The 25,948-nt window shown below is 73.6% G+C and carries 16 protein-coding genes and 2 pseudogenes; 10 read left to right on the plus strand and 8 right to left on the minus strand.

Annotation, left to right across the window (positions count from 1 at the left end; translation table 11 throughout):
- The first annotated feature begins 78 nt into the window (after positions 1-78).
- The 3 genes from dxs (at position 79) to ACFW6A_RS33490 (ending at position 4,871) form a co-directional block, all read left to right on the plus strand.
- Complete coding sequence (gene dxs, locus ACFW6A_RS33480; protein WP_351856918.1) at positions 79-1,998, plus strand: 1-deoxy-D-xylulose-5-phosphate synthase; 1,920 nt, start codon at positions 79-81, stop codon at positions 1,996-1,998.
- Positions 1,999-2,174: 176 nt separating this feature from the next.
- A complete protein-coding gene (locus ACFW6A_RS33485) occupies positions 2,175-3,692 on the plus strand; it encodes an amino acid permease (protein WP_351856916.1) in 1,518 nt (505 codons plus the stop codon).
- A gap of 93 nt (positions 3,693-3,785) precedes the next feature.
- Positions 3,786-4,871, plus strand: a complete 1,086-nt coding sequence (locus tag ACFW6A_RS33490) for a hypothetical protein (RefSeq protein WP_351856914.1) — start codon at positions 3,786-3,788, stop codon at positions 4,869-4,871.
- A 73-nt stretch (positions 4,872-4,944) separates the two neighbouring features.
- On the opposite strand, the gene ACFW6A_RS33495 is transcribed toward ACFW6A_RS33490, so the two are convergent.
- Positions 4,945-6,021, minus strand: coding sequence for an LCP family protein (locus ACFW6A_RS33495; protein ID WP_351853571.1), 1,077 nt, complete (start codon positions 6,019-6,021; stop codon positions 4,945-4,947).
- 493 nt (positions 6,022-6,514) lie between these two features.
- Here ACFW6A_RS33495 and ACFW6A_RS33500 point away from each other — a divergent pair, with 493 nt between their 5' ends.
- From ACFW6A_RS33500 to ACFW6A_RS33515, 4 genes are read left to right on the plus strand one after another with little or no spacing between them, the layout of a single operon-like run.
- Positions 6,515-8,257, plus strand: a complete 1,743-nt coding sequence (locus tag ACFW6A_RS33500; RefSeq protein WP_351853568.1) for a stealth family protein — start codon at positions 6,515-6,517, stop codon at positions 8,255-8,257.
- Positions 8,257-9,204, plus strand: a complete 948-nt coding sequence (locus ACFW6A_RS33505) for a hypothetical protein (RefSeq protein ID WP_351853565.1) — start codon at positions 8,257-8,259, stop codon at positions 9,202-9,204. The genes ACFW6A_RS33500 and ACFW6A_RS33505 overlap by 1 nt, the downstream gene beginning before the upstream one ends.
- Before the next feature lie 13 nt (positions 9,205-9,217).
- On the plus strand, positions 9,218-12,094 hold the full coding sequence (locus tag ACFW6A_RS33510; protein ID WP_386645304.1) for a stealth conserved region 3 domain-containing protein: 2,877 nt from the start codon (positions 9,218-9,220) through the stop codon (positions 12,092-12,094).
- Positions 12,095-12,110: 16 nt separating this feature from the next.
- Positions 12,111-13,502, plus strand: coding sequence for a GDSL-type esterase/lipase family protein (locus tag ACFW6A_RS33515; protein ID WP_351853560.1), 1,392 nt, complete (start codon positions 12,111-12,113; stop codon positions 13,500-13,502).
- A 72-nt stretch (positions 13,503-13,574) separates the two neighbouring features.
- On the opposite strand, the gene ACFW6A_RS33520 is transcribed toward ACFW6A_RS33515, so the two are convergent.
- The 5 genes from ACFW6A_RS33520 to ACFW6A_RS33540 form a co-directional block, all read right to left on the minus strand.
- Positions 13,575-15,716 carry a 3-hydroxyacyl-CoA dehydrogenase NAD-binding domain-containing protein gene (locus tag ACFW6A_RS33520; RefSeq protein ID WP_351853557.1) on the minus strand — a complete coding sequence of 714 codons (2,142 nt, stop codon included), beginning with the start codon at positions 15,714-15,716 and terminating at the stop codon, positions 13,575-13,577.
- Positions 15,713-16,927, minus strand: coding sequence for an acetyl-CoA C-acyltransferase (locus tag ACFW6A_RS33525; RefSeq protein ID WP_351853555.1), 1,215 nt, complete (start codon positions 16,925-16,927; stop codon positions 15,713-15,715). The genes ACFW6A_RS33520 and ACFW6A_RS33525 overlap by 4 nt, the downstream gene beginning before the upstream one ends.
- 201 nt (positions 16,928-17,128) lie before the next feature.
- Positions 17,129-18,412 (minus strand): ribonuclease D, encoded by a 1,284-nt coding sequence (locus ACFW6A_RS33530; protein ID WP_351853552.1) that lies wholly within the window; start codon positions 18,410-18,412, stop codon positions 17,129-17,131.
- A gap of 112 nt (positions 18,413-18,524) precedes the next feature.
- Positions 18,525-19,190, minus strand: coding sequence for a response regulator transcription factor (locus tag ACFW6A_RS33535; protein ID WP_015037008.1), 666 nt, complete (start codon positions 19,188-19,190; stop codon positions 18,525-18,527).
- A 275-nt stretch (positions 19,191-19,465) separates the two neighbouring features.
- On the minus strand, positions 19,466-20,191 hold the full coding sequence (locus ACFW6A_RS33540; RefSeq protein WP_351853549.1) for a DUF3000 domain-containing protein: 726 nt from the start codon (positions 20,189-20,191) through the stop codon (positions 19,466-19,468).
- Between the two features lie 90 nt (positions 20,192-20,281).
- On the opposite strand from ACFW6A_RS33540, the pseudogene hemE reads away from it, so the two are divergent.
- A pseudogene (gene hemE, locus ACFW6A_RS33545) lies at positions 20,282-21,352 on the plus strand (uroporphyrinogen decarboxylase); the annotation flags it as partial.
- Here hemE and ACFW6A_RS33550 read toward each other — a convergent pair.
- Positions 21,340-22,704, minus strand: a pseudogene (locus tag ACFW6A_RS33550) (FAD-dependent oxidoreductase); the annotation flags it as partial. The pseudogenes hemE and ACFW6A_RS33550 overlap by 13 nt on opposite strands.
- A gap of 113 nt (positions 22,705-22,817) precedes the next feature.
- Here ACFW6A_RS33550 and hemG point away from each other — a divergent pair.
- On the plus strand, positions 22,818-24,293 hold the full coding sequence (gene hemG / locus ACFW6A_RS33555; RefSeq protein WP_351853542.1) for a protoporphyrinogen oxidase: 1,476 nt from the start codon (positions 22,818-22,820) through the stop codon (positions 24,291-24,293).
- A gap of 17 nt (positions 24,294-24,310) precedes the next feature.
- Positions 24,311-25,024: a hydrogen peroxide-dependent heme synthase gene (hemQ, locus tag ACFW6A_RS33560; RefSeq protein ID WP_351853539.1), complete on the plus strand. Its 714-nt coding sequence runs from the start codon at positions 24,311-24,313 to the stop codon at positions 25,022-25,024.
- 163 nt (positions 25,025-25,187) lie between these two features.
- On the opposite strand, the gene ACFW6A_RS33565 is transcribed toward hemQ, so the two are convergent.
- Positions 25,188-25,916 (minus strand): TIGR04222 domain-containing membrane protein, encoded by a 729-nt coding sequence (locus tag ACFW6A_RS33565; RefSeq protein WP_351853536.1) that lies wholly within the window; start codon positions 25,914-25,916, stop codon positions 25,188-25,190.
- Positions 25,917-25,948 lie beyond the last annotated feature (32 nt).

Raw genomic sequence — 25,948 nt, forward strand, 5'->3', positions numbered from 1 at the left:
ATGCCCACGATCCAAGACGGAACATTAGACTCGGCAAAATCGGCAAGCTCGACCAGCTCAGAACGCAAGGAGGCACGGGTGGCCCTGCTGACCCGTATCAGGACACCGCGCGACCTGGACCGGCTCTCCCCGGAACAGCTGGACCAGCTGGCCGCGGAGGTCCGGACCTTCCTCGTCGACGCCGTCTCCAAGACCGGCGGCCACCTCGGCCCCAACCTCGGCGTGGTCGAACTGACCATCGCCCTGCACCGCGTCTTCGACTCCCCGAAGGACAAGGTCCTCTGGGACACCGGCCACCAGAGCTACGTGCACAAGCTGCTCACCGGCCGCCAGGACTTCTCGAAGCTCAAGATGAAGGGCGGCCTCTCCGGCTACCCCTCGCAGGCCGAGTCCGAGCACGACGTCATCGAGAACTCGCACGCCTCGACCGTCCTCGGCTGGGCCGACGGCCTCGCCAAGGCGAACCAGATCCTGAAGAAGGACGACCACGTCGTCGCCGTCATCGGCGACGGGGCCCTCACCGGCGGCATGGCCTGGGAGGCGCTCAACAACATCGCGGCCGCCAAGGACCGCCCGCTCGTCATCGTCGTCAACGACAACGAGCGCTCCTACGCGCCCACCATCGGCGGCCTCGCCAACCACCTGGCGACCCTGCGCACCACCGACGGCTACGAGCGCTTCCTCGCCCGCGGCAAGGACATCCTGGAGCGCACCCCGGTCGTCGGGAAGCCGCTGTACGAGACCCTGCACGGCGCCAAGAAGGGCCTCAAGGACTTCATCGCCCCCCAGGGCATGTTCGAGGACCTCGGGCTCAAGTACGTCGGCCCCATCGACGGCCACGACATCGAGGCCCTGGAGTCCGCCCTGACGCGCGCCAAGCGCTTCGGCGGCCCGGTGATCGTCCACTGCCTCACCGAGAAGGGCCGCGGCTACCAGCCCGCCCTCCAGGACGAGGCCGACCGCTTCCACGCCGTCGGCAAGATCCACCCCGACACCGGTCTGCCCATCGCCTCCTCCGGAGCCGACTGGACCAGCGTCTTCGGCGAGGAGATGGTGGCGCTCGGCAAGGAGCGCGAGGACATCGTCGCCATCACCGCGGCCATGCTCCAGCCCGTCGGCCTCGACAAGTTCGCCAAGGCCTTCCCCGAGCGGGTCTTCGACGTCGGCATCGCCGAGCAGCACGGCGCCGTCTCCGCGGCCGGCCTCGCCACCGGCGGCCTGCACCCGGTCTTCGCGGTCTACGCGACCTTCCTCAACCGCGCCTTCGACCAGGTCCTGATGGACGTGGCCCTGCACCGGTGCGGCGTCACCTTCGTCCTCGACCGGGCCGGCGTCACCGGCACCGACGGCGCCTCCCACAACGGCATGTGGGACATGTCGATCCTCCAGGTCGTGCCCGGTCTGCGGCTCGCCGCCCCGCGCGACGCCGACCAGGTCCGCGCCCAGCTCCGCGAGGCCGTCGAGGTCACCGACGCGCCCACCGTGGTCCGCTTCTCCAAGGGCGCGGTCGGCCCCGCCGTCCCCGCCGTGGGCCGGGTCGGCGGCATGGACGTGCTCCGCGAGGCGGGCACCGAGCGCCCGGACGTCCTCCTGGTGTCGGTCGGCGCGCTCGCCCCGATGTGCCTGGAGATCGCCGGCCTCCTCGACCGGCAGGGCATCTCCACCACCGTGGTCGACCCCCGCTGGGTGAAGCCGGTCGACGAGGCCCTCGCGCCGCTCGCCGCCGACCACCGGGTCGTCGTCACGGTCGAGGACAACAGCCGCGTCGGCGGCGTCGGCTCGGCCGTCGCCCAGGCGCTGCGCGACGCCGGCGTCGACGTACCGCTGCGTGACTTCGGCATCCCGCCGGTCTTCCTCGACCACGCCTCCCGCGGCGAGGTCCTGGCCGAGATCGGGCTGACCGCCCCCGACATCGCGCGCCAGGTCACCGGCCTGGTCTCGCGCCTCGACGGGCGGTTCGAGGCCGCGCGGCAGGCCGTGGAGCCCGCCCGCGACTGACCCCCGCCCCCGGCGGCACGGTCACTCCGCGTCAGCATTGGGCCGGTCGGTTCACCCTCCGGGGTGCCGACCGGCCCTTTCGCGTGCATGCTGGCTTCCATGCGGGCAGCGTCCCCTCGACCCCCCGTCCGCGGGGGCCGCGATACCGACGTCAAGGACGACGCGGAGGTACGACGGTGAGCACGGACCAGCGCCCCCCCAGGGCAAGCTCCGGAATCTTCCGGACCAAGTCGGTCGAGCAGTCCATCAGGGACACCGAGGAACCGGAGCACGGGCTCCGCAAGTCCCTCTCCGCCTGGGACCTCACGGTCTTCGGCGTCGGCGTCATCATCGGCACCGGCATCTTCGTCCTGACCGGCAAGGTCGCCAAGGAGAACGCCGGGCCGGCCACCGCCCTCGCCTTCGTCGCGGCCGGCATCGTCTGCGCCCTGGCCGCCCTCTGCTACGCGGAGTTCGCCTCGACGGTGCCGGTGGCGGGATCGGCGTACACCTTCGCGTACGCCTCCATCGGCGAGCTGCCCGCCTGGATCATCGGCTGGGACCTGGTCCTGGAGTTCGCGCTGGGCACGGCGGTGGTGGCGGTCGGCTGGTCCGGCTACGTCCGCTCGCTGATGGACAACATCGGATGGCACCTACCGGCCTCGCTGGAGGGCCCGGACGCGCCGGGCGGCACCTTCGACATCCTCGCCTTCCTGCTGGTCCTGGTGCTCACCGCGATCCTGGTCGTCGGCATGAAGCTCTCCGCCCGGATCACCGCCGTCGTGGTGGCGATCAAGGTCACCGTCGTCATGATCGTGATCGTCGCGGGCCTGTTCTTCATCGTCGGCGACAACTACAAGCCGTTCATCCCGCCGGCCGTGACCCCGGAGGGCGGCGGCTCCAACTGGGACTCCCCGCTCGTCCAGCTGCTCTTCGGGTACGAGCCCACCAACTTCGGCGTCATGGGCATCTTCACGGCCGCCTCCATCGTCTTCTTCGCCTTCATCGGCTTCGACGTGGTCGCCACCGCCGCCGAGGAGACCAAGCTGCCGCAGCGGGACATGCCCCGGGGCATCCTGGGCTCGCTGCTCATCTGCACCGTGCTGTACGTGGCGGTCGCCCTGGTCGTCACCGGCATGCAGCACTACACCGAGCTGTCCGTGAGCGCCCCGCTCGCCGACGCCTTCAAAGCCGCCGGCCATCCCTTCTACGCGGGCGTGATCAGCTTCGGCGCGGCCGTCGGCCTCACCACGGTCTGTCTGATCCTGCTGCTCGGCCAGACCCGCGTCTTCTTCGCGATGAGCCGCGACGGGCTGCTGCCGCGCTTCTTCTCGAAGACGCACCCCCGGTTCAAGACGCCCTACCGCCCGACCATCCTGCTCGGCGTGATCATCGCGGTCGTGGCCGGCTTCACCAGCATCAACGAGCTGGCGACGCTGGTGAACATCGGCACCCTGTTCGCCTTCGTGATGGTCGCCGTCGGCGTGATCATCCTCCGCCGTACCCGCCCCGACCTGCACCGCGCCTTCCGCACCCCGTGGGTGCCGGTGCTGCCGATCGTCTCCATCGCCGCCTCGCTGTGGCTGATGCTCAACCTGCCGGGCGAGACCTGGTTCCGCTTCGCGGTCTGGATGGCGATCGGCATCGTCGTGTACTTCGCGTACGGGCGCCGACACAGCCGGTTGGGTCTGGAGGGCGCGAGCCCGCGCTCCTGACCGGGAAGCGGCGGGCGCGCGGAGAGCGGCCGGGCCGGGCGGATACAGTCGGTGCGAACCGTCCCCACTCGACCCGGAGCGCTGGATCCTCCCATGGTGAACCCATCCCAGGCACCCGCCGACCCCTCCCACGCCTCCCCGCGCGCCCCGAGAATGCACGGCGGCTGGTTGGCCCGGGGCGTGGAGGGACGTTTCAGCGTGTACGTCCCCCGGGACGGTGAGGTGCTCCGCTGGACCGAGGGCCCCGACCGCCGGTTCGACGGCCCGGCCGTGCTCGGCGGCGGGGGGCTGCTGCCCTTCCTGGCCGCCGCGCAGGGCCCCGACCGCTATGTGCACCTGATCGGCCTCCGGCACACCGGCACCGCCGCGGAGTCGGGCGAGCCGCACGTCGAGCTGGTGCACAGCGTGCAGTTCCAGACCGGCCGGCCCAACGTGGAGTGGAAGTCCATCGGCCACTCCAACGGCAAGGCCGAGTGGTGCGGCAATCCGGCCCTCGCCGTGGACGGCCAGGGCCGCGCCCACGTCTTCGTGCGCAACCGCGGCGGCGGCGTCAGCGCCCGGGTCCAGAAGGACGCCGGCGGCTGGCACCCCTGGTGGGACCTGAAGGGCGGCCGCACCGACCGGAACCCGGTGGCGGCGGTGAACGGCGCCGGTCTGGTCGAGCTGTACACGTCCAGCGACCGCGGGCTGCTGCGGTACGCGCAGGCCGAGCCGGGCGCCCGTCCGGTCGTCGAACCGCTGGTGCAGACCTCGGTCGTCCCGGGCACGCTCACCGCGGTGACCGGCGCGTCCGGCCAGGTCACGGCCTACTACGTGGACGGTTCGGGGCGGATCTGCGCCTGGTCCCCGGGCCGCGGCCTGCCGCCCACGCCCTTCGCCTCGGCGGCCGGCACGGGTCCGCTGACCGCCGGGCGGTGCCTGATCGACGGGTACGACTGCACGCTGCTCGCCCAGTGCGACGGCCAGGGCGGCGCCGCCCTGGCGGCCTACCTCACCGAGCGCGAGGACACCGGCCTGTACTGGACCCCGTCGGGACCGCCGGTCCTCGGCCCGCCGACCCTGACGGCCGACGCGGGCGGCGCGGCGGTGGTCGCGGCGCTGGCGGCCGACGGCGGGGTGATCGTCACCCGGCAGACGGCGGAGCCGGGCCTCGCGCTGGAGCCGTGGAAGCGGCTCTGAGCCGTACGGCACAGACCGGTGCCCCGGCCCTCAGGACGAGGGCCGGGGCACCGGTCTGTGCCGTATGGGGAGGTCAGCCGCCGGTGGCGGGGGACTTCTTCGCGGAGGCGGGGATCTCGGCGTCCTCGCGGATCGCCTTCCACAGCCGGGAGGCGTTGGGCTCGTAGGCCACGACGCGGTTGGGGTCGACCTTGTCGTAGGCGACCGGCAGCATGATCGTCTCCATGTTCTGCGGGTCGACGCCGTTGAGGCTGCGGCCGAAGTCGCCGAGCGCGGTCAGCGAGGCGAGTTCGGAGTCGGTGGTGAGCGCCTTGGTCGCCGAGTCGGCGATCTTGTAGCTCTTGGCCGGGCTGCCGAGCAGGTCCTGCTTCTTGACCTCGGTGAGCAGCGCGGTGAGGAACTGCTGCTGGAGCGAGATGCGGCCGAGGTCGGAGCCGTCGCCGACGCCGTGGCGGGTGCGGACGAAGGCGAGGGACTGGGTGCCGTCGAGCTTCTGCGGGCCGGCTTCGAGGTGGAGGCCGGACTGCTTGTCGTCGATCGGCTCCTTCACGTCGACGGTGACGCCGCCGATGGTGTCGACCAGGTCCTTGAAGCCGGAGAAGTCGATCTCCATGAAGTGGTCGAGGCGGACGCCGGAGATCGACTCCACGGTCTTGGCCACGCAGGTGGGGCCGTACTGCGCGTAGATGGAGTTGAACATGACGCGCTTGGCGGAGGGGGCGGTGGTGCCGTCGCCGCGGACGCACTCGGGGCGGGTGACCAGGGTGTCGCGCGGGATGCTGACGGCGACGGCCTGGGTGCGGCCCTCGGGTATGTGCACCACGAGGGTGGTGTCGGAGCGGCCGCCGCCGACCGCGCCGCCGGCCAGGTCGCCGTTGTCGCCGGCGCGCGAGTCCGAGCCGAGGACCAGCAGGTTCTGGCCGGTGGTGGGCAGCTTCTCCGGGCGGTCGTCGCCCAGCGCCTTGTCGATGTCGACGGCCTTGATGTTGCCGTCGATGCTGCTGTACATCCAGTACAGCGTGCCGCCCGCGGCGAGGAGCAGGACCAGGAGGGTCAGGAGGACGATGCGTCCGGTCCTGCGGCGCTTGCGCGGGGTGGCGGCGCCACGGCGTCCGCCGACGGCCTCGGGCGTGCGGGTGTCCTGGCTCATCGTGTGCGGTTCCTCGAATCCTGGTGACCGGTTCGGGGCGCTCCTCGGCGCCCCCGCCTTCGTCGGCGCCCCCCGCCTCCGGTAACGCGGGCACGGTGGCGCGCGGGTAGAGCGTGGAGTATAGGCAGAAGATCGGACGGCTGTGCGAAGCGGGGTGACCGTGCGCGGGGAGGGCCGTGCACATCTCAGCTGCATAACACCTGGTCGAATAAGCCTTCTGTAAGTTGTCTGAGGGGTAGCTCGGATGTGAAGATCCGGTGCGAACGGCCTCGATGCGGATTGCGTCGAGGGACGTTCTTCCGGACCTGCCGTGGTCCGGAGACTTCGGGGGGCCGGAGTTCAGCGTTGAGTCCGGACTGAATCAGATCCGGGCGCGCGCGTGGTTCCGGGCGCATGCCTCGCATGCGTTGGGTGTGGAAATGGTGGGCTGAGCACGGTGGCGACCTCTCGCAACCCCGAGTCCAGTGCGCTCGTTTCCGCCTACCGCAGCCTCGTGCCCGCGCGAGCGCGCCGCCGCATCGTCGCCGGCATCCCGCAGCCCGTCCGCCAGTCGGTGGCCCGCACCCTGGCCGGCGTCGACTCCGCCCGCTCCGCCGTCGTCGCCCGCGCCATCGGCGGACGCCGGGGCGGCTCGGACACCGAGCGCGGCCTCCTCCGCGTGGTCCAGGACGGCGGCCGCCACCTGCGCGCCCTGGAGGTCCCCGGCATCACCGCCTGGGCCGCCCGCGCCCGCAACCTCCACCTCCTCGTCGGCCTCCTGGAGGACGCCGGCATCACGTACTTCTGCGTCCGCGGCACCGCCCAGGGCGTGCCCGCCGTCGCCGTCCCCGCCCGGCTCCGCGAGGAGACCGAGGACCTCCTCGCGTACGCCTTCGGCCAGGAGCCCGGCTACGTCGGCGCGGGCGCCGGCGACATCCGCCCCGGCGAGGCCGCCGCGACCTGGCGGCGGCTGCGCTCCTCGAAGGTCCTGCGGATCGCCTGGGTCGTCTGCGACCCCACCGGCCGCCTCGTCTTCGGCGCCAAGCACGGCTGCGACCTGGAGTTCTGGGCCGAGGAGGACGGCGAGCTGGTCGCCCCCCGCCCCAACCGGGTGGTCACCGAGACCACCGCCGAGCCGCACACCGTCGAGGCGCCGCAGGCCCTCTTCAGCCCGGTGCCCGCGCAGTACACCACCGGCACGGCCCGCACCCTGCCCGAGTTCACCGCCCACCTGCCCGAGGACCACGCCTTCCCGGTGGACGTCGTCTACACCTGGGTGGACGCCGACGACCCGGTCTGGCGCGGCACCAAGGACAGCACCCGCCGCCTCCTCGGCCTGGAGACGGCCGGCGGCCCCGCCCTGCACGAGCAGGCCGCCAACGACGCCCGCTTCACCAGCCGCGACGAGCTGCGCTACTCGCTGCGCTCGATCCACCAGTACGCGCCCTGGGTGCGCAACGTCTTCCTGGTCACGGCCGGCCAGGTGCCCGGCTGGCTCGACCTCGACCACCCCGGCCTCCGGGTCGTCGACCACCAGGAGATCTTCTCCGACCCGTCGGCGCTGCCCACCTTCAACTCGCACGCCATCGAGAGCCAGCTCCACCACATCCACGACCTGTCGGAGCACTTCCTCTACCTCAACGACGACGTGTTCTTCGCCCGGCCGACCGGCCTCGGGCACTTCTTCCACGCCAACGGGCTCAGCAAGTTCTTCATGTCCAAGGCGCTCATCCCGACCGGCCGCGCCCTTCCCGACGACCTCCCGGTCAACGCCGCAGGAAAGAACAGCCGGGGCCTGATCGCCCAGCAGTTCGGCACCTTCGTCTCGCAGAAGATGAAGCACACCCCGCACGCCCTGCGCCGCTCCGTCCTCGCCGAGATCGAGCACACCTACCCGCGCGCCCACTGGACCACCCAGCACGCGCGCTTCCGCTCGCCGCAGGACGTGCCCATCGCCTCCTCGCTGCACCACTACTTCGCCTACCACTCGGCCCGCGCCACCGTCGGCGACCTGCGCTACGTCTACATCGACATCGGCGACCGGGGGGCCCAGCAGCGCCTCGACCGGCTCGTCGCGCGGCGCGACTACGACACCTTCTGCATCAACGACACCGTCGTGCCCGCGGACCCCGCCGCACAGGAGCGCATGGTGCGGCGCTTCCTCGACGACTACTTCCCGGTGCCGAGCCCGTACGAGCGCACGGACGCCGTGGGGCTCCCCACCCGCCGACTGACCGAACGAGGACGTACCGACTGATGGGCTCGATACGAAGGCGCCTGGGCCGGGTGCGCCGGGCCGCCAGGCTCCGGGTGCTGGCACCGCTGCGCGGACGCCTGCTGCGGGGGATCTTCCTGCCGCTGCGGGGCAAGCGCTCCGCCCGTCTGCTGTACGCGGCGGTGCTCGACGGGCAGACCATGAACCTGCACGCCGAACTCCCCGCCTCGGCGGACGCGGCGGACGGGGCCGAGCTGCTGCTCGGCCGCGGCCGGGCGGCGCACACGAGCCCGGTCCGGCTCCACCGGGACCGCTCCGGCCGGCTCCTCGCCGACGCCGCCGTGCTCCTCGGCGGCGAGGCCGGGGGAGTGCCGGTCCCCACCGGGACCACCCGGCTCCGGCTCCGCGTCGGCTCCGGCCGGCGCTCGCGCAGCTACGCGCTGCTGCTGGTCGAGAGCCCGCACACCTACCAGGGCGCCACCCGCCCCATGTCCGCCTCGCCGATCAGCGGCGACCGCTACCGGGTCGGCCGCTCGGTCACCGGCAGCGCGCGGCTGCGCCGCTCGCCCGCGGTGCCCGGCGCCGAGGTCGTGGACGTGGACATCCAGCACGCCCGGATCGACGTCAGCGTCCGGCTGGTCGGCATGGCGGCCGAGGAGCCGTGGTGCGAGTTCGTCGCCTCCGGCCGGCGGGTCCCCGTCGGCCTCGCCGAGACCGGGCCCGGAGTCTGGCAGGCGGAGGTCCCGCTCGCGGAGATGTACCCCGTCTCCGCCCGCCGCGAGCACTGGGACGTGCTGCTGCACGCCGGCGAGCGCCGCCCCCACCGGGTGGCACGGCTGCTGCACGACCTGAGCGACCCCCAGCGCGTGCTGGCGATGCGCCCGGTCGTCGTTGCGCCGCGGAAGGACAGCCTGATGTCGGTGGAGCCCCGGTACACCCCCGCGGGCAACCTCCGTTTCACCTGCCGTCGTGTCGAAGAGACGGCCTGAGGAAGCGCACATCGTGAAAGTAACGTTCCTGCTCCATGCCGTCGACGTCCTCGGTGACCCCGAGCGCGCGGTCCTCCACCAGGCCTCCGAACTCGCCGGGCGCCACGAGGTCGCCGTCCTCAGCGTCTTCAAGGCGCGGCGCCGCCGCTTCACCCCGTACGACGGACGCGTCCCCGTCACCTTCCTCGTCGAGGCCGCGGGACCGCAGCAGCGCGCGGTCCGCCCCGACGGCCCCGACGAGGCCTTCGCCGCCGCGCTCGCCGCCCGCCCCAGCGAACTCGTCGAGCGCCGCTGGGACGACCGCCACAACCGGCTCTCCGACATCGAGACCGAGTACGCCCTCACCACCCTCGACACCGACGTCCTGGTCACCACCACCCCGGGACTGATGGCCCTCGCGGCCCGCTTCGCCCCCGCCCACACCCTCCTCGTCCACCTGGAGCAGGCCGCCTCCCACGCCGAGGACGCCACCGGGATCGAGCCGCTGCTGCGCCACACGGCGGGCTTCGACGCCGTCGTCCTGCCCGGCCCCTCCTCCCACGAGTGGTACCAGGAGACCTTCGGCGCCGCCGCCCCCCGCCTCCACGTCGTCGCCCCCTCGCTCCCCGAGGGCTTCCGCCCGCGCTCCACGCTGCAGACCCGGATCGTCACCCTCGCCGCCCGGCTGGAGGAGAACTCCGGCGTCGACACGGCCCTCGCCGCCTGGGCCAAGGCCGCGCCCCTCCACCCCACCTGGACCCTGCGGATCCTCGGCGACGGACCACTCGGCGGCACCCTGCGTCGCCGCCGCGACCAGCTCGGCCTGCACGGCAGCGTCCAGCTCGTCGGCGAGTCCACGCACCCCTCCGAGGAGTGGGCCAAGGCCTCCCTCGCGCTCAGCACCGCCCGCACCGACGCCGTCGGCTACTCCCTCATGGAGGCCCAGGCGGCCGGCGTCCCGGTCCTCGCGCAGGACACCCCCGGCGTCGTCCGCGAACTCGTCGTCGACGGCCGCACCGGCCTGCTCGTCCCCGCCGACGACACCGACCTCCTCGCCGAGCGCCTGACGCGCCTCATGGAGGACGAACGGCTGCGCCTCGGCCTCGGCGCGGAGGCGGCGGGCCACGCCGGACGCTTCGCCCCCGCCGACTCCACCGCCGGCTGGGAGCGGCTCCTCCAGGAGCTCGCCGCCGACCGCGCGGCGGGCCGCCGCGCCCGCGACCGGGCCGCCCGGACGGCCGCCCAGGCCCTCCTCGGCGGCAACGACGGGGCCGCCCGGGCGGCGGCCCCCGCCCCCCGGGGCACCGTCCGCGCCCGCGCCTTCAAGGAGGCGGAGGAGCGCCTGCTCAAGCGCGACCGCACCCTCGTCCGCAACGGCGGCCAGGTCTGCCGGGTGATCGACTCCGAGTCGCCCTTCGACATCGCCTACGCCAACCTGGTGATGACCGCCGAGGCCCTGGACGCCGCGGGGGTCCCGTACTTCCTGGTCCGGGACACCAAGATCCGGCACAGCATCGCCGTCCACGCCGACTACCGCGGCCCCGTCCTCAAGGCCCTCGCCGACCGGTACCGGGACGGCCTGGTCTACGTGGGCCTGCTGAACGACGCCGACACCACCGTGGTCACCACGCTGGCCGGCCTGGCCGGCGACCACGTGAACACCGAGTGCTCCGGCGTCCGCGTCTACACCCCGGCCGTCTCCGCCACCGGCACGCTCCGGCTCGGCGCCACCTACGGCTGCCTCGTCTCCTTCTGGTACAACGACGAGGAGGAGCCGGACTTCTTCCTCTCGCCGCGCCGCACCCTCATCGGCCAGCGGGTCCCCCGCAACGCCATGCGCCGCCGCCCGACGGTCCTCGGCGGCCGCCAGTACCCCACCATCGAGCCCTACACCCACGTCCTCCACCACGACGTGCCCTTCCCGGTCGACGCCGTCTACACCTGGGTCGACGGCTCCGACGTGAACTGGCTGGAGCGCAAGAACGCGGTCCTCGCCTCCCTCGGCATCGTCACCGAGGACGCCGCCACCAGCGCCGCCCGCTTCCGCAACCGCGACGAGCTGCGCTACTCGCTGCGCTCCCTCGACATGTACGCCCCCTGGATCCGCAACATCTACCTGGTCACCGACCGGCAGGTGCCCCCGTGGCTGGACACCTCGCACCCCCGGGTGCGGGTGGTCGACCACACTGAGATCTTCGCCGGGCAGGGCGCCCTGCCCACGTACAACTCGCACGCCATCGAGAGCCGGCTGCACCACATCGAGGGCCTCGCCGAGCACTTCCTCTACTTCAACGACGACGTGTTCGCGGCCCGCCCGCTCCAGCCCTCGCTCTTCTTCCTCGGCAACGGCGCCTCGAAGCACTTCATGTCCTCCAACGCCATCCCGATGGGACCGGCCATGGAGGGCGACGAGTTCAGCCGCATCGCCGCGAAGAACAACCGCGAACTCATCGAGGGCATGTTCGGGCAGACCCTGGTGAACTCCTTCATCCACGCCCCCCACCCGCTGCGCCGCAGCGTGATGGCGGACCTGGAGACCCACTTCCCCGAGGCGCTGACCCGCACGGCCCACAACCAGCTGCGCAGCCCCACCGACGTCTCCGTCGCCTCCTCGCTCCACCACTACTTCGGCTACCACACCGGCCGCAGCGTGCCCGGCCGGATCTCCTCCGGCTTCGTCAACGTCGGTCTGAGCGAGCAGGTCAAGAAGCTCAACGTGCTGCTGGCCTCCCGCCCGAACGACGTGTTCTGCCTCAACGACTTCCACGACGGGGACGTCTCGGAGGACGAGCAGGACGCCACCCTGGCCGCCTTCCTGCCCAGCTACTTCCCCATAGCAAGCCAGTTCGAGACCGGTTCGCCGCGCAACCTGCGCTTCCACGCGGCGCAGCTGCCCGCCTGGCCCCTGTGAACCGGAGGTCCGCGTCGTGAACAAGATCTGCGTCCTCGGCGCCTCCGTCGCCACCTCGCGGACGGCGGCCGAGGGGCCGGTCGCCGGCTGGGGCCAGTACCTGCACGAGTTCCTCGCCCCCGGCTGGGAGGTGCGGAACTTCGCCCGGGACGGGATGACGGCCCGGTCCTACTACACCGAGCGCTTCGCCACCCTGCTCAACCTGCTGGAGCCGGGCGACCTGGTCGTCCTCGACTTCGGGGGAGCGGAGCAGCGGATCGGGAACCCGGCCCGCTACCACGGCGGACGGGAACTCCGGGAGTTCCTGGCGCTGTTCGTGGCGGGCATCCGGGCCGAAGGGGCCGTCCCCGTCCTGCTCACCCCCGCCGCGCGCTGCGTCTTCGACGCCGAGGGCAGGGTCGAGGACACGCGCGACGGCCACCCCCGGGCCGTCAGGGAGGCAGCGGCCGAGACCGGAGCGGTCCTCGTCGACATGAACGCGCACACCACCCGGCTCCTCCAGGAGCTGGGTCCGGCCCGGGCCAAGCGGTACTTCCGCTGGTTCGACGCCGGACTGTACGAGGAGCACCCGGACGGGGTGGCCGACGCGACGCGACTGAACGCGGAGGGCGCGCGCGAGGTGGCCCGGATCCTGGCCTCCGCCCTCGACCGGGCGCCGGGCGTCCCCCCGGGCACGATCGAACCGGCCACCCTCACCCCGGGCGAGTACCCTCCGGTCGCCGCCGAGTTCACGGTGGTGGGCCCCGAGGGCGCGCTGCACGCAGCCGAACGCGTGGGAACCGCCCCGGTCCTCACCGCCCCGGCCCCCGACCGGCCCGCCGACCGGCTCCAGAAGTTCACCGGCCACGCCGGCCCCGAGGTCACGTACCTGCTCTTCTTCGAGAACGGCGGCTACCTGGGCGGTGCCGCCGCCAACGGCCGGGGCCGCTTCCTCTGGCGCCGGGTGCTGAGCTGGCCGCCCGGCGAGCACGTCGTGCAGGTCGTCGGGGTCACGGCGGCCGGCGGCGTCACCCCGGCCGCCTCGCTCCGCTTCGAGGTCACCGACCGGGTCCCGCCGCCCGTGGTGACCGCCCCGGTGAACGGCTCCTGGGTCAACCCGCGCCCCCGCTTCAGCGGTACCGCCGCCCCCGGCGTCACCAAGGTGGCGGCCCTGGAGGGCGAGCGGCTGATCGGCGAGGCCGCCGTCGCCGAGGACGGCACCTGGTCCCTGCGCCACCCGCACAGCTGGCGGCCCGGCTCCTACCGCGTCGAGTTCGTGTCGGTCTCCGGCTCACGGCACTCCGACGCCGCCCCGGTCGACATCCGGGTCCTCGGCGTCCCGGAGGACAGCTTCCTGCGCACCTCCGCCGCCGGCCGCGAGCGCTGCGGCGAGAAGTGCGACCACTACCCCTTCGACGGGCGCTGGTAGTACGCGCGTCCCGGTACGGCGGAAGGGGCCGGTGGCGTGGTGCCACCGGCCCCTTCTCGTGCGTGCGGCCCGTTACGCCGCCGGGACGCTCGCCACGCCCTGCGCCAGGAAACGCTTGCCGTTGACGCGCTCGGAGACGCCCTCGCGGTCCAGGTACGGCGTGATGCCGCCCAGGTGGAAGGGCCAGCCGGCACCGGTGATCAGGCAGAGGTCGATGTCCTGCGCCTCGGCGACGACACCCTCCTCCAGCATGAGGCCGATCTCCTGCGCCACCGCGTCGAGGACGCGGTCGCGGACCTGCTGCTCGGTGAGGACGGTGTCGCCCTGCTCGAGCAGCGCGGCGACCTCGGGGTCGAGCTCCGGCTTGAAGCCGTTCTCCGGCTTGTAGACGTAGAAGCCGCGCTTGCCGGCCTCGACGACGGCCTTCAGGTTGGGGGAGACCGTGAAGCGCTCCGGGAAGGCGCGGTTCAGGGTCTCGGAGACGTGCAGGCCGATGGCCGGGCCGACGAGCTCCAGGAGGACCAGCGGGGACATCGGCAGGCCGAGCGGCTCCACCGCCTTCTCCGCCGTCTCGACGGAGGTGCCCTCGTCGATGACGTTCTGGATCTCGCCCATGAAGCGGGTCAGGATGCGGTTCACGACGAACGCCGGGGCGTCCTTGGTGAGGACCGCGGTCTTCTTCAGCTTCTTCGCCACGCCGAAGGCGGTGGCGAGGGAGGCGTCGTCGGTCTGCTCGCCCTTGACGATCTCCAGGAGCGGCAGGACGGCGACCGGGTTGAAGAAGTGGAAGCCGACCACGCGCTCCGGGTGCTTCAGCTTCGACGCCATCTCGGAGACCGACAGGGAGGAGGTGTTGGTGGCGAGGATCGCGTGCGCCGGGGCGACCGCCTCGACCTCCGCGAACACCTTCTGCTTGACGGACATCTCCTCGAACACGGCCTCGATGACGAAGTCCGCGTCCGCGAAGCCCTCGGCCTTGTCGAGGACGCCGGAGACCAGGCCCTTGAGGCGGTTGGCCTTGTCCTGGTTGATGCGGCCCTTGCCGAGCAGCTTGTCGATCTCGCCGTGGACGTAGCCCACGCCCTTGTCGACGCGCTCCTGGTCGATGTCGGTCAGGACGACCGGCACCTCCAGGCGGCGCAGGAAGAGCAGGGCGAGCTGGGAGGCCATCAGACCGGCGCCGACGACGCCGACCTTGGTGACCGGGCGCGCCAGCGACTTGTCCGGGGCGCCGGCGGGGCGCTTGCCGCGCTTCTGCACCAGGTTGAAGGCGTAGATGCCGGAGCGGAGCTCGCCGCCCATGATCAGGTCCGCGAGGGCCTGGTCCTCGGCGTCGAAGCCCTTCTGCAGGTCGCCGTCCTTGGCGGCCTCGATGATGTCGAGGGCGCGGTAGGCGGCGGGGGCGGCGCCGTGCACCTTGGAGTCGGCGATCGCGCGGCCCTTGGCGACGGCGGCGTCCCAGCCCTCGCCCCGGTCGATCTCCGGGCGCTCGACCGCGACGGTGCCGTTGAGCACGCCGGCGGTCCAGACGAGCGACTGCTCCAGGAAGTCGGCGCCCTCGAAGAGGGCGTCGGCGATGCCGAGCTCGAAGACCTGCTTGCCCTTGAGCTGGCGGTTCTGGTTCAGCGAGTTCTCGATGATGACCTGGACGGCCTTCTCGGCGCCGATCAGGTTCGGGAGGATCGCGCAGCCGCCCCAGCCGGGCACCAGGCCGAGGAAGACCTCGGGGAGCGAGAAGGCCGGGAGGGCCTTCGACACGGTGCGGTAGGTGCAGTGCAGACCGACCTCGACGCCGCCGCCCATGGCCGCGCCGTTGTAGTACGCGAAGGTCGGCACGGCGAGCGCGGACAGCCGCTTGAAGACGTCGTGGCCGCCCTTGCCGATGGCGAGCGCCTCGTCGTGCTTCTTCAGCAGCTCGACGCCCTTGAGGTCGGCGCCGACGGCGAAGATGAACGGCTTGCCGGTGATGCCGGCGGCGACGATCTCACCGTTCGCGGCCTCGGCCTCGACCTGGTCGATCGCGGTGTTCAGGTTGGCCAGCGACTGCGGGCCGAAGGTGGTCGGCTTGGTGTGGTCGAAGCCGTTGTCCAGTGTGATCAGCGCGAACCGGCCCGCGCCCGCGGGCAGTTCGAAGTGCCGCACGTGGGCCGAGGTCACGACCTCGTCCGGGAAGAGCTCGGCGGCGCCCTTCAGAAGCTCGGCGGTGGTGCTCACTTGCCCTCCCAGTGGGGGTTTTCCCAGATGACCGTGGCGCCCATGCCGAAGCCGACGCACATCGTGTTGAGGCCGTAGCGGACCTCCGGGTGCTCCTCGAACTGGCGGGCCAGCTGCGTCATCAGACGGACGCCGGAGGAGGCGAGCGGGTGACCGTAGGCGATCGCGCCGCCGTACTGGTTCACGCGGGCGTCGTCGTCGGCGATGCCGTAGTGCTCCAGGAAGGCGAGCACCTGGACCGCGAAGGCCTCGTTGATCTCGAAGAGGCCGATGTCCTCGATGGACAGGCCGGCCTGGGCGAGGGCCTTCTCGGTCGCCGGGATCGGGCCGTAGCCCATGACCTCGGGCTCCACGCCGGCGAAGGCGTAGGAGACGAGCCGCATCTTGACCGGGAGGCCGTTCTCTCGGGCGAAGTCCTCGGAGGCGATGATCGAGGCGGTGGCGCCGTCGTTGAGGCCGGCCGCGTTGCCCGCGGTGACGTTGCCGTGGACGCGGAACGGCGTCTTCAGGTTGGCCAGCGACTCCAGGGTGGTGCCCGGGCGCATCGGCTCGTCGGCGGTGACCAGGCCCCAGCCGGTCTCGCCCGCCTCGGCGTTGGTGCGGCGGACGGAGATCGGCACCAGGTCGGGCTGGATCTTGTTGTCCGCGTAGGCCTTGGCGGCCTTCTCCTGCGAGCGCACGGCGTACTCGTCGGCGCGCTGCTTGGTGATGCTCGGGTAGCGGTCGTGCAGGTTCTCGGCGGTCATGCCCATGAAGAGGGCGGACTCGTCGACCAGCTTCTCGCTGACGAAGCGCGGGTTCGGGTCGACGCCCTCGCCCATGGGGTGGCGGCCCATGTGCTCGACACCGCCGGCGATGACGGCGTCGTAGGCGCCGAAGGCGATGGAGCCGGCGACCGAGGTGACGGCGGTGAGGGCACCGGCGCACATGCGGTCGATGGAGTAGCCGGGCACCGACTGCGGGAGGCCCGCGAGGATGCCGGCGGTGCGGCCGAGGGTGAGGCCCTGGTCGCCGATCTGGGTCGTCGCGGCGATCGCGACCTCGTCGATCTTCGCCGGGTCGAGGGCCGGGTTGCGGCGCAGCAGCTCCCGGATGGCCTTCACGACGAGGTCGTCGGCGCGGGTCTCGTGGTAGATGCCCTTCGGGCCCGCCTTGCCGAACGGGGTGCGGACGCCGTCGACGAAGACGACGTCCCTGACGGTACGAGGCACGATGGCTCTCCTCCAGGTGCGGGACGGCACTGCTGCGGCGCACACCACTAAGCGTGCGCTTGCTTCCTCCATGCTACTTGTGGGTAACCAGGCTGCCCACCCCCTGAGGGCCAAGCGGCGAAGGTCACACCCCCGGGCAGGGCGAAGCCCCCGGCACCGAGGGGGTGCCGGGGGCTTCTCGTACGCGGCGGGGCACGGGCCTCAGCCCTTCGCCGCCAGCGCCTCCACCAGCAGGGGCGTCACCAGGCCGACCTGCCAGCGGCGGGCGCCGTGGGAGGCGAGGGCGGCGGCGACGGTGTCCGGGTCCGCGACGGCGGGCGGCTCCCAGCAGATCCGGCGGACGGTGTCCGGGGTGATCAGGTTTTCCTGCGGGAGGTGCAGCCGCTCGGCCAGGGCCGTGACGCCGGCCCGGGCGGCGGCGAGCCGGGCGGCGGCGGCCGGGTCCTTGTCGGCCCAGGCGCGCGGCGGCGGGGGGCCGGCCGGCTGCTGGCCCGGCTGCGGCAGCTCGCTCTCGGGCAGCGCCCGGGCGCGGTCGATCGCGGCCTGCCACTGCTCCAGCTGGCGCCGGCCCATCCGGTGCCCGAAGCCGGGCAGCGCGGTGAGCGCGGCCACGTTCACCGGCACGGCGAGCGAGGCCTCGATGATCGCCGCGTCGCTCAGCACCTTGCCGGGGGAGACGTCGCGCCGCTGGGCGACCCGGTCGCGGGCCGTCCACAGCTCCCGCACGACCGCCATCTGGCGGCGGCGGCGCACCTTGTGCATGCCGGAGGTGCGGCGCCAGGGGTCCTTGCGCGGCGGGGCGGGCGGGGCGGCGGCGATGGCCTCGAACTCCTCGCGGGCCCACTCCAGCTTCCCCTGCCGGTCCAGCTCCTTCTCCAGCGCGTCGCGCAGGTCGACCAGGAGCTCGACGTCGAGGGCGGCGTAGCGCAGCCAGGGCTCGGGGAGCGGGCGGGTCGACCAGTCCACCGCCGAGTGGCCCTTCTCCAGGGCGTAGCCGAGGACGGACTCGACCATCGCGCCGAGGCCGACGCGGGGGAAGCCCGCGAGCCGGCCGGCCAGCTCGGTGTCGAAGAGGGAGGAGGGGCGCATGCCTATGTCGCGCAGGCAGGGCAGGTCCTGGGTGGCGGCGTGCAGGATCCACTCGGCGCCGCCGAGGGCCTCGCCCAGGCCGGAGAGGTCGGGGCAGCCGACGGGGTCGATCAGCGCGGAGCCCGCGCCCTCGCGGCGGAGCTGGACGAGGTAGGCGCGCTGGCCGTAGCGGTACCCGGAGGCGCGCTCGGCGTCGACGGCGACGGGTCCGCGCCCGGCGGCGAAGGCCGCGATCACCCCGGCCAGGGCCTCGTCGCTCGCGACGACCGGCGGGATGCCCTCCCTGGGCTCCAGCAACGGGATCGGAAGCCCATTCACAGGGACGTCGTCGTCCGGGGGGCCGCCCCCGGTGGTGCGCAGTGCGGTGTCTGCTGCGGTCTCTTGGGCGTCGGTCACCTGTCAAGGGTATCCGCCGACGGCAAGCGCCCGCCGTCGGAACGTCCCGACGGCGAACGCCTGCCGACGGAAACGTTCCGTCGCCAGGCGTCGTGTTTCCGTCACGCCGCCGTCAGTGGATGATCCCGGTCCGCAGCGCCACGGCGACCATGCCGGCCCGGTCGCCGGTGCCCAGCTTGCGGGCGATCCGGGCGAGGTGGCTCTTCACGGTGAGCGCCGAGAGCCCCATGGAGACGCCGATGGCCTTGTTGGACTGGCCCTCCGCGACCAGTCGGAGCACCTCGACCTCGCGGCCGGAGAGCTCGCGGTAGCCGCCCGGGTGGCTCGGGGCACCCGGGGGGCGGCGGTGGCCGAGCCGGGCGGCCGCGGCGCCGATGGGCGCGGCGCCGGGGCGCGTCGGGTGGCCGATATTGGTCCGCGTGCCGGTGACGACGTAGCCCTTCACGCCGCCGGCGAGCGCGTTGCGCACCGCGCCGATGTCGTCGGCGGCCGAGAGGGCGAGGCCGTTGGGCCAGCCGGCGGCGCGGGTCTCGGACAGCAGGGTGAGGCCGCTGCCGTCGGGAAGGTGGACGTCGGCCACGCAGATGTCGCGCGGGTTGCCGACGCGGGGACGGGCCTCCGCGATGGACGACGCCTCGATCACGTCCCGCACGCCGAGCGCCCACAGGTGGCGGGTGACGGTGGAGCGGACGCGCGGGTCGGCCACGACGACCATGGCCGTCGGCTTGTTCGGGCGGTAGGCGACCAGGCTGGCGGGCTGCTCGAGCAGAACGGACACTCGGCCTCCTGAGGGTGAGGGGAGGGGACGGAGTCGGCTCGGGGAAGAAGCCGGGGGTGGACCCCCGCTGCCGAAGGGGTCAATGACTCTTTCGGCAGAGGGGCCGCCCGCCTTTAGGGAAAGATCACGATTTAGTGAGTAACAATTAGGGCAATTCGGACGAGCGATCGATCATCCTACGAGCGGCCCCCGCTCCCTCACCCCCACGGGGGACCCCGTACGAACGCGAGGAGGGGCCCCGGAGGGCCCCTCTCACACACCTGTCCGCACCGCGCTCAGGCCCCCTGCGGCCCCCGGCGCTGGGGCAGCGAGACGACCCCCGCCCCCGACACCGTCCCCGCCGGACCCGGCGACCCCGCCGGCCCCGGCGCGCCCGGCGGCTCGGCCGGGGCCGGCGGCAGGCCCGCGATCTGGCACAGCAGGTCGGACCAGGCCGCCAGGTGCGCCGCCGTGTCCGGCACCCCGCCGAGCCCCTCCCGGGGCGTCCAGGAGGCCCGGATCTCGATCTGGGTGGCGGGCCGCCGCTCCGCGAGCCCGCCGAAGTAGTGCGAGCCCGCCATCGTGACCGTCCCGCTCGCCTCCCCGTACGCCAGCCCCCGCGCCTCCAGGGCCCCGGTCAGCCACGACCAGCACACCTCCGGCAGCAGCGGGTCCGCCGCCATCTCCGGCTCCAGCTCCGCCCGCACCAGCGTCACCAGCCGGAAGGTGCCCTTCCACGCCTCGTGGCCCGCCGGGTCGTGCAGCAGCACGAGCCGCCCGTCCGCGAGGTCCTCCTCGCCGTCGACGACCGCCGCCTCCACCGCGTACGCGTACGGCGCGAGCCGCTGCGGCGGGCGGGTCGGCTCGACCTCCATCTCGGACCGCAGCCGTGCCGTCCGCAGGGCGTCCACCGCCCGCCGGAACGCCGGCGGCACCGGGGTCCCCGCCGTACTGTCCGCCTCGTCGCCCGTCCCTCGCATGCCGTCGGAATGATCGGAAAAATGTCCCTGAGCCGCAGCCATGCGGGGAAGAGTAGGCGGAACGGGGCCGCCATGCGGGGAGGGACACCCGCCCGGCACGAGCGGCTTCCGGCCACATGCGAAGATTTGGGCGTGAGCGCCATGAACAGCCCGACGGGCCAGCAGACGAAGCAGCAGTCGCGGACTTACGACTCCGCGTTCCTCAAGGCGTGCCGGCGCGAGCCCGTGCCCCACACCCCGGTCTGGTTCATGCGGCAGGCGGGGCGCTCCCTCCCCGAGTACCTGAAGGTCCGCGAGGGCATCCCCATGCTGGAGTCCTGCATGCGGCCCGAGCTGGTCAAGGAGATCACCCTCCAGCCCGTCCGCCGCCACGAGGTCGACGCCGCCATCTACTTCAGCGACATCGTCGTCCCGCTCAAGGCCATCGGCCTCGACCTCGACATCAAGCCCGGCGTGGGCCCCGTCGTCGCCGACCCGATCCGCACCCGCGCCGACCTCGACCGGCTGCGCGACCTCACCCCCGACGACGTGCACTACGTCACCGAGGCCATCGGCATGCTCACCGAGGAGCTCGGCGACACCCCGCTCATCGGCTTCGCCGGCGCGCCCTTCACCCTCGCGAGCTACCTCGTCGAGGGCGGCCCGTCCCGCAACCACGAGCACACCAAGGCGCTCATGTACGGCGACCCGCAGCTCTGGGCCGACCTGCTCGACCGCCTCGCCGAGATCACCTCCGCCTTCCTCAGGGTGCAGATCGAGGCCGGCGCCTCCGCGATCCAGCTCTTCGACTCCTGGGTCGGCGCCCTCGCCCCCGCCGACTACCGCCGCTCGATCCTCCCGGCCTCCGCCAAGGTCTTCGACGCGGTCGCCGGCTACGGCGTCCCGCGCATCCACTTCGGCGTCGGCACCGGCGAGCTCCTCGGCCTCATGGGCGAGGCCGGGGCGGACGTCGTCGGCGTCGACTGGCGCGTCCCGCTCGACGAGGCAGCCCGCCGCGTCGGCCCCGGCAAGGCCCTCCAGGGCAACCTCGACCCCGCCGTCCTCTTCGCCTCCACCGAGGTCGTCGAGGCGAAGACGGACGAGGTCCTGGCCGCCGCGAAGGACCTGGAGGGGCACGTCTTCAACCTGGGCCACGGCGTCATGCCGTCCATGGACCCCGACGCCCTCACCCGCCTCGTCGCGTACGTCCACGAGCGCACCGCCGCCACCGCCTTGCGGGCCGCGATCAGCACCGGGTCCCAGACCGGCGAGAACGGCGGCGCGTACCCCAGGTCCAGCGCCGCCACCCCCTCCACCGTCATCCCGGCGGTCAGCGCCACCGCCGCGACGTCCACCCGCTTCGCCGCGCCCTCCCGGCCCACGATCTGCACCCCGAGCAGCCGCCCGGTCCGCCGCTCGGCCAGCATCTTCACCGTCATCGGCGCCGCCCCGGGGTAGTAGCCCGCCCGGCTCGTCGACTCCACGGTCACCGCCACGTACCGCAGCCCGGCCTCCCGGGCGTCCTTCTCGCGCAGCCCCGTCCGGGCGATCTCCAGGTCGCAGACCTTCGACACCGCCGTCCCCACCACCCCGGGGAAGGTCGCGTAGTCGCCGCCCACGTTCGAGCCGATGACCTGCCCCTGCTTGTTGGCGTGGGTGCCCAGCGGCACGTGCCGCTCCCGGCCCGACACCAGGTCGAGGACCTCCACGCAGTCCCCGCCGGCCCACACGTTCTCCTGCCCCCGCACCCGCATCGCCAGGTCGGTCAGCAGCCCGCCGTGCGCGCCGACCGGCAGCCCCGCCGCCCTCGCCAGCGAGGTCTCCGGAACCACGCCCGTCCCGAGCACCACCACGTCCGCCGGGTACGCGCCGTCGTCCGTGGCCACCGCCCTGACCCGCCCGTCGTCCCCGGTGAGGATCTCCGTCACCGCCGCCGAGCCGACCGTCCGGATCCCGAGCCCGTCCATCGCCGTGTGCACCAGCCGGCCCATGTCCGGGTCGAGCGTGGACATCGGCTGCTCGCCCCGGTTGAGGACGGTCACCTCGTACCCCCGGTTCAGCAGCGCCTCGGCCATCTCCACGCCGATGTACCCGGCGCCCACGACCACCGCCCGCCGGCCCGCCGCCTCGGCCAGCGAGTCCAGCAGCGCCTGCCCGTCCTCCAGCGTCTGCACCCCGTGCACGCCCGCCGCGTCGATCCCCGGCACCGCCGGCCGGGACGGCCGCGCGCCGGTCGCGACCACCAGCTTGTCGAAGCCCGTCCACGTCTCCGTGCCGGCCGCCAGGTCCCTGGCCAGAACCCGCTGCCCGGCCAGGTCGATCTCCGTCACCTCGGTCCGCGTCCGCAGGTCGATCCCGCGCGCCCGGTGCTCCTCGGGGGAGCGGGCGATCAGTTCCTCGCGCCCGGCCACGTCGCCCCCGACCCAGTACGGGATCCCGCAGGCCGAGTACGAGGAGAACCGGCCCCGCTCGAAGGCCGTGATCTCCAGCTCCCCGGGCCCCTTGAGCCTGCGCGCCTGCGACGCGGCGGACATGCCCGACGCGTCGCCGCCGATGATCACCAGTCGTTCGCTCATGCGCCCACGCTACGGGGCCGTCCCGTCCGGCTCCCCGCCGGGCGGCGGCTCCCCGCCGCGCTCGCCCGCCCGCCCCGGAGCGGGGCTCGGAGGCGATTTGAGAGAGTGGGGCCATGAACGCGGACACCACGGGCCCCCACGCCGGACCTCATGCCGTCGTCGTCGGCGGCGGCATCACCGGCCTCGCCGCCGCCCTCCGGCTGCTCGCCGCCGGCGCGCGCGTCACCCTCCTGGAGGCCGGCGGCCGGCTCGGCGGCAAGCTGCTCGCCGGGGAGATCGCCGGCGCCCCCGTGGACCTCGGCGCCGAGTCCCTGCTCGCCCGCCGCCCCGAGGCCGTCGCCCTCGCCGAGCGCGTCGGCCTCGGCGACCGGCTCCAGCCGCCCGCCACCACCACCGCCTCCGTCTGGTCCCGCGGCCGGCTCGTCCCCATGCCCAAGGGCCACGTCATGGGCGTCCCCGGCAGCGCCGACGCCGTCGCGGGACTCCTCTCCGAGGAGGCCCTGCGCCGGATCGGGCGGGACCCGGAGCTCCCGCCCACCGAGCTGGGCGACGACACCGCCATCGGCGCGTACGTCGCCGCACGCATGGGCCACGAGGTCGTCGACCGGCTCGTCGAACCCCTCCTCGGCGGCGTCTACGCCGGCGACGCCTACCGCATCTCGATGAAGGCCGCCGTCCCCGCCCTCTTCGAGGCCGCCCGCCGCCACCCCAGCCTCACCGCCGCCGTCCGCGCCGTGCAGGCGGCCGGCGCCGCCGTCCCCGCCGACGCCGCGGGCGCCGCCACCGGCCTCGGCGGATCCGTCTTCGCCGGCCTCGACGGCGGCGTCGGCACCCTCCCCGGCGCCGTCGCCGACGCCGTCCGCGCCGCCGGCGGCACGATCCTCACCGGCACCCCGGCCACCGCGCTGCTCCGCTCCGGCGCCACCGGCTGGCGGGTCGCCACCCCGGACCGGACCCTCGACGCGGACGCCGTCGTCCTCGCCGCCCCCGCCCCCGTCGCCGCGGGCCTCCTCGGCGGGCACGCCCCCGAGGCCGCGGCGCTCCTCGGCGGGATCGACTACGCCTCCATGGCCCTGGTCACGTTCGCCTTCCGCCGCGCCGACCTCCCGGAGCTGCCCGGCTCCGGCTTCCTCGTCCCGCCCGTCGACGGCCACACCATCAAGGCGTCCACCTTCTCCAGCCGGAAGTGGCGCTGGGTCGGCGAGGCCGCCCCCGAACTCTTCGTCCTCCGCACCTCCGTCGGCCGCCACGGCGAGGAGGAGCAGTTCCACCGCGACGACGAGGACCTGACCGCCGCCTCCCTCAAGGACCTCGCCGCCGCCACCGGCCTCGCCGCCCGGCCCGTCGCCACCACCGTCACCCGCTGGGCCGACGGCCTGCCGCAGTACCCCGTCGGGCACCTGGAGCGGGTCGCCCGGATCCGCTCCGCCCTCGCCGGCCTGCCCGGACTGCGCCTCGCGGGCGCCGCCTACGACGGCGTCGGCATCCCCGCCTGCGTCGCCTCGGCCCACCGCGCGGCGGACGCCGTGGCCGACGAGATGATCGCCACGCCGGAAACGGGGCACCCCGGTGCGGGGCACTCCTCGTGACGGGCGAGAATAGGCGTATGAGTGCGCCCGAAAAGATCCCGAACGCCGGTAAGAAGGCGAAGGACCTCAACGAGGTCATCCGCTACACCCTGTGGTCCGTCTTCAAGCTGCGCGACGTCCTGCCCGCCGACCGGACCGGCTACGCCGACGAGGTCCAGGAGCTGTTCGACCAGCTCGCGGCGAAGGACATCACGGTCCGGGGCACGTACGACCTCTCCGGTCTGCGCGCCGACGCCGACGTCATGATCTGGTGGCACGCCGAGACGAGCGACGAGCTCCAGGCGGCGTACAACCTCTTCCGCCGCACGAAGCTCGGCCGCGCCCTGGAGCCGGTCTGGTCGAACATGGCGCTGCACCGCCCGGCCGAGTTCAACAAGTCGCACATCCCGGCCTTCCTGGCCGACGAGACCCCGCGCGACTACGTCTCGGTCTACCCCTTCGTCCGCTCCTACGACTGGTACCTGCTGCCGGACGAGGACCGCCGCCGGATGCTCGCCGACCACGGCAAGATGGCCCGCGGCTACCCGGACGTCCGGGCCAACACGGTCGCCTCCTTCTCGCTCGGCGACTACGAGTGGATCCTCGCCTTCGAGGCCGACGAGCTGCACCGCATCGTCGACCTCATGCGCCACCTGCGCGCCTCCGAGGCCCGGATGCACGTCCGCGAGGAGGTCCCCTTCTACACCGGCCGCCGCAAGAGCGTCGCGGACCTGGTGGCGGGCCTGGCCTGACGGCCGCCCCACGACCTGGTGGCGCCCCGGCACCCCGCCGGGGCGTTCGCCTCTCGACCCGGAAGATCAGACGGCGGCCGCGCCATGGCCCGCCGCTCCAGCGACACCGGGTCCGGCACCGGGTGCGGCGCGCGCGAGCGCGCCGCACCGGCGTCCCCTCCCCTCACCGCGGCCCCAGCGCGGCCCGCAGCTCCGGCTCCAGCACCGCCGGCCCCCGGGTGGCGAGCGCCGTGAGCGGATCCTCCGCCGACAGCCCCGCGAGCAGCCGCTGACCGGCGTGCGAGGCCCACGGGCTGCGCGGATACGACTCCGCCCGGCCGATCAGCAGACAGAGCCCCGAGGCCGTCAGCGGCAGCGCGAACCCGGCGAGCACCCGCATCCGCTCCGCCTCCGCCACCAGCGGCACCGCGACCGCCCCCAGCGCCAGCGCCAGCAGGAACGCCCCGCGCACCGCCCGCGCCCCCGCCGCGACCTCCCGCCGGCCCGGCGCCGGCACCGCGAGCCCCCGCGCCACCAGCCCCTCCTCGATCCGGCGCACGCACGCGGCGGCGGCCACGGCGGGCCGCAGCCCCGGCACCGGCGCCTGTCCCTCCGGACCGATCGCGCCGAGCACCGCCCGCTCCAGCTCGTCGCCGCCGCCGGAGCCGTCGACGACGGTGGCCCAGCCGGTGCGCGCGAGCAGCAGCCGCCGGGCCCGGTGCATCGACACCAGCGTCAGATCGGTCACCCGTCCCGGCCCGCCGGCGAGGAACGCGGCCTCGCCCAGGGTCAGCCGGGCGTCCCCGGCCGTCCCGGCGCCGGTCCCGCCGGCGGCGATCGCCGCCCGGCAGAGCCGGGCGCAGGCGGCGGCGGTCACGACGCACGCGAGGAGGAGGAGCGGGATCCACACCATGATCGAGTTGTACGGCAGGACCGCCGCCCCCG

It is taken from the genome of Streptomyces sp. NPDC058758 (assembly GCF_042746075.1).
GTDB lineage: Bacteria > Actinomycetota > Actinomycetes > Streptomycetales > Streptomycetaceae > Streptomyces.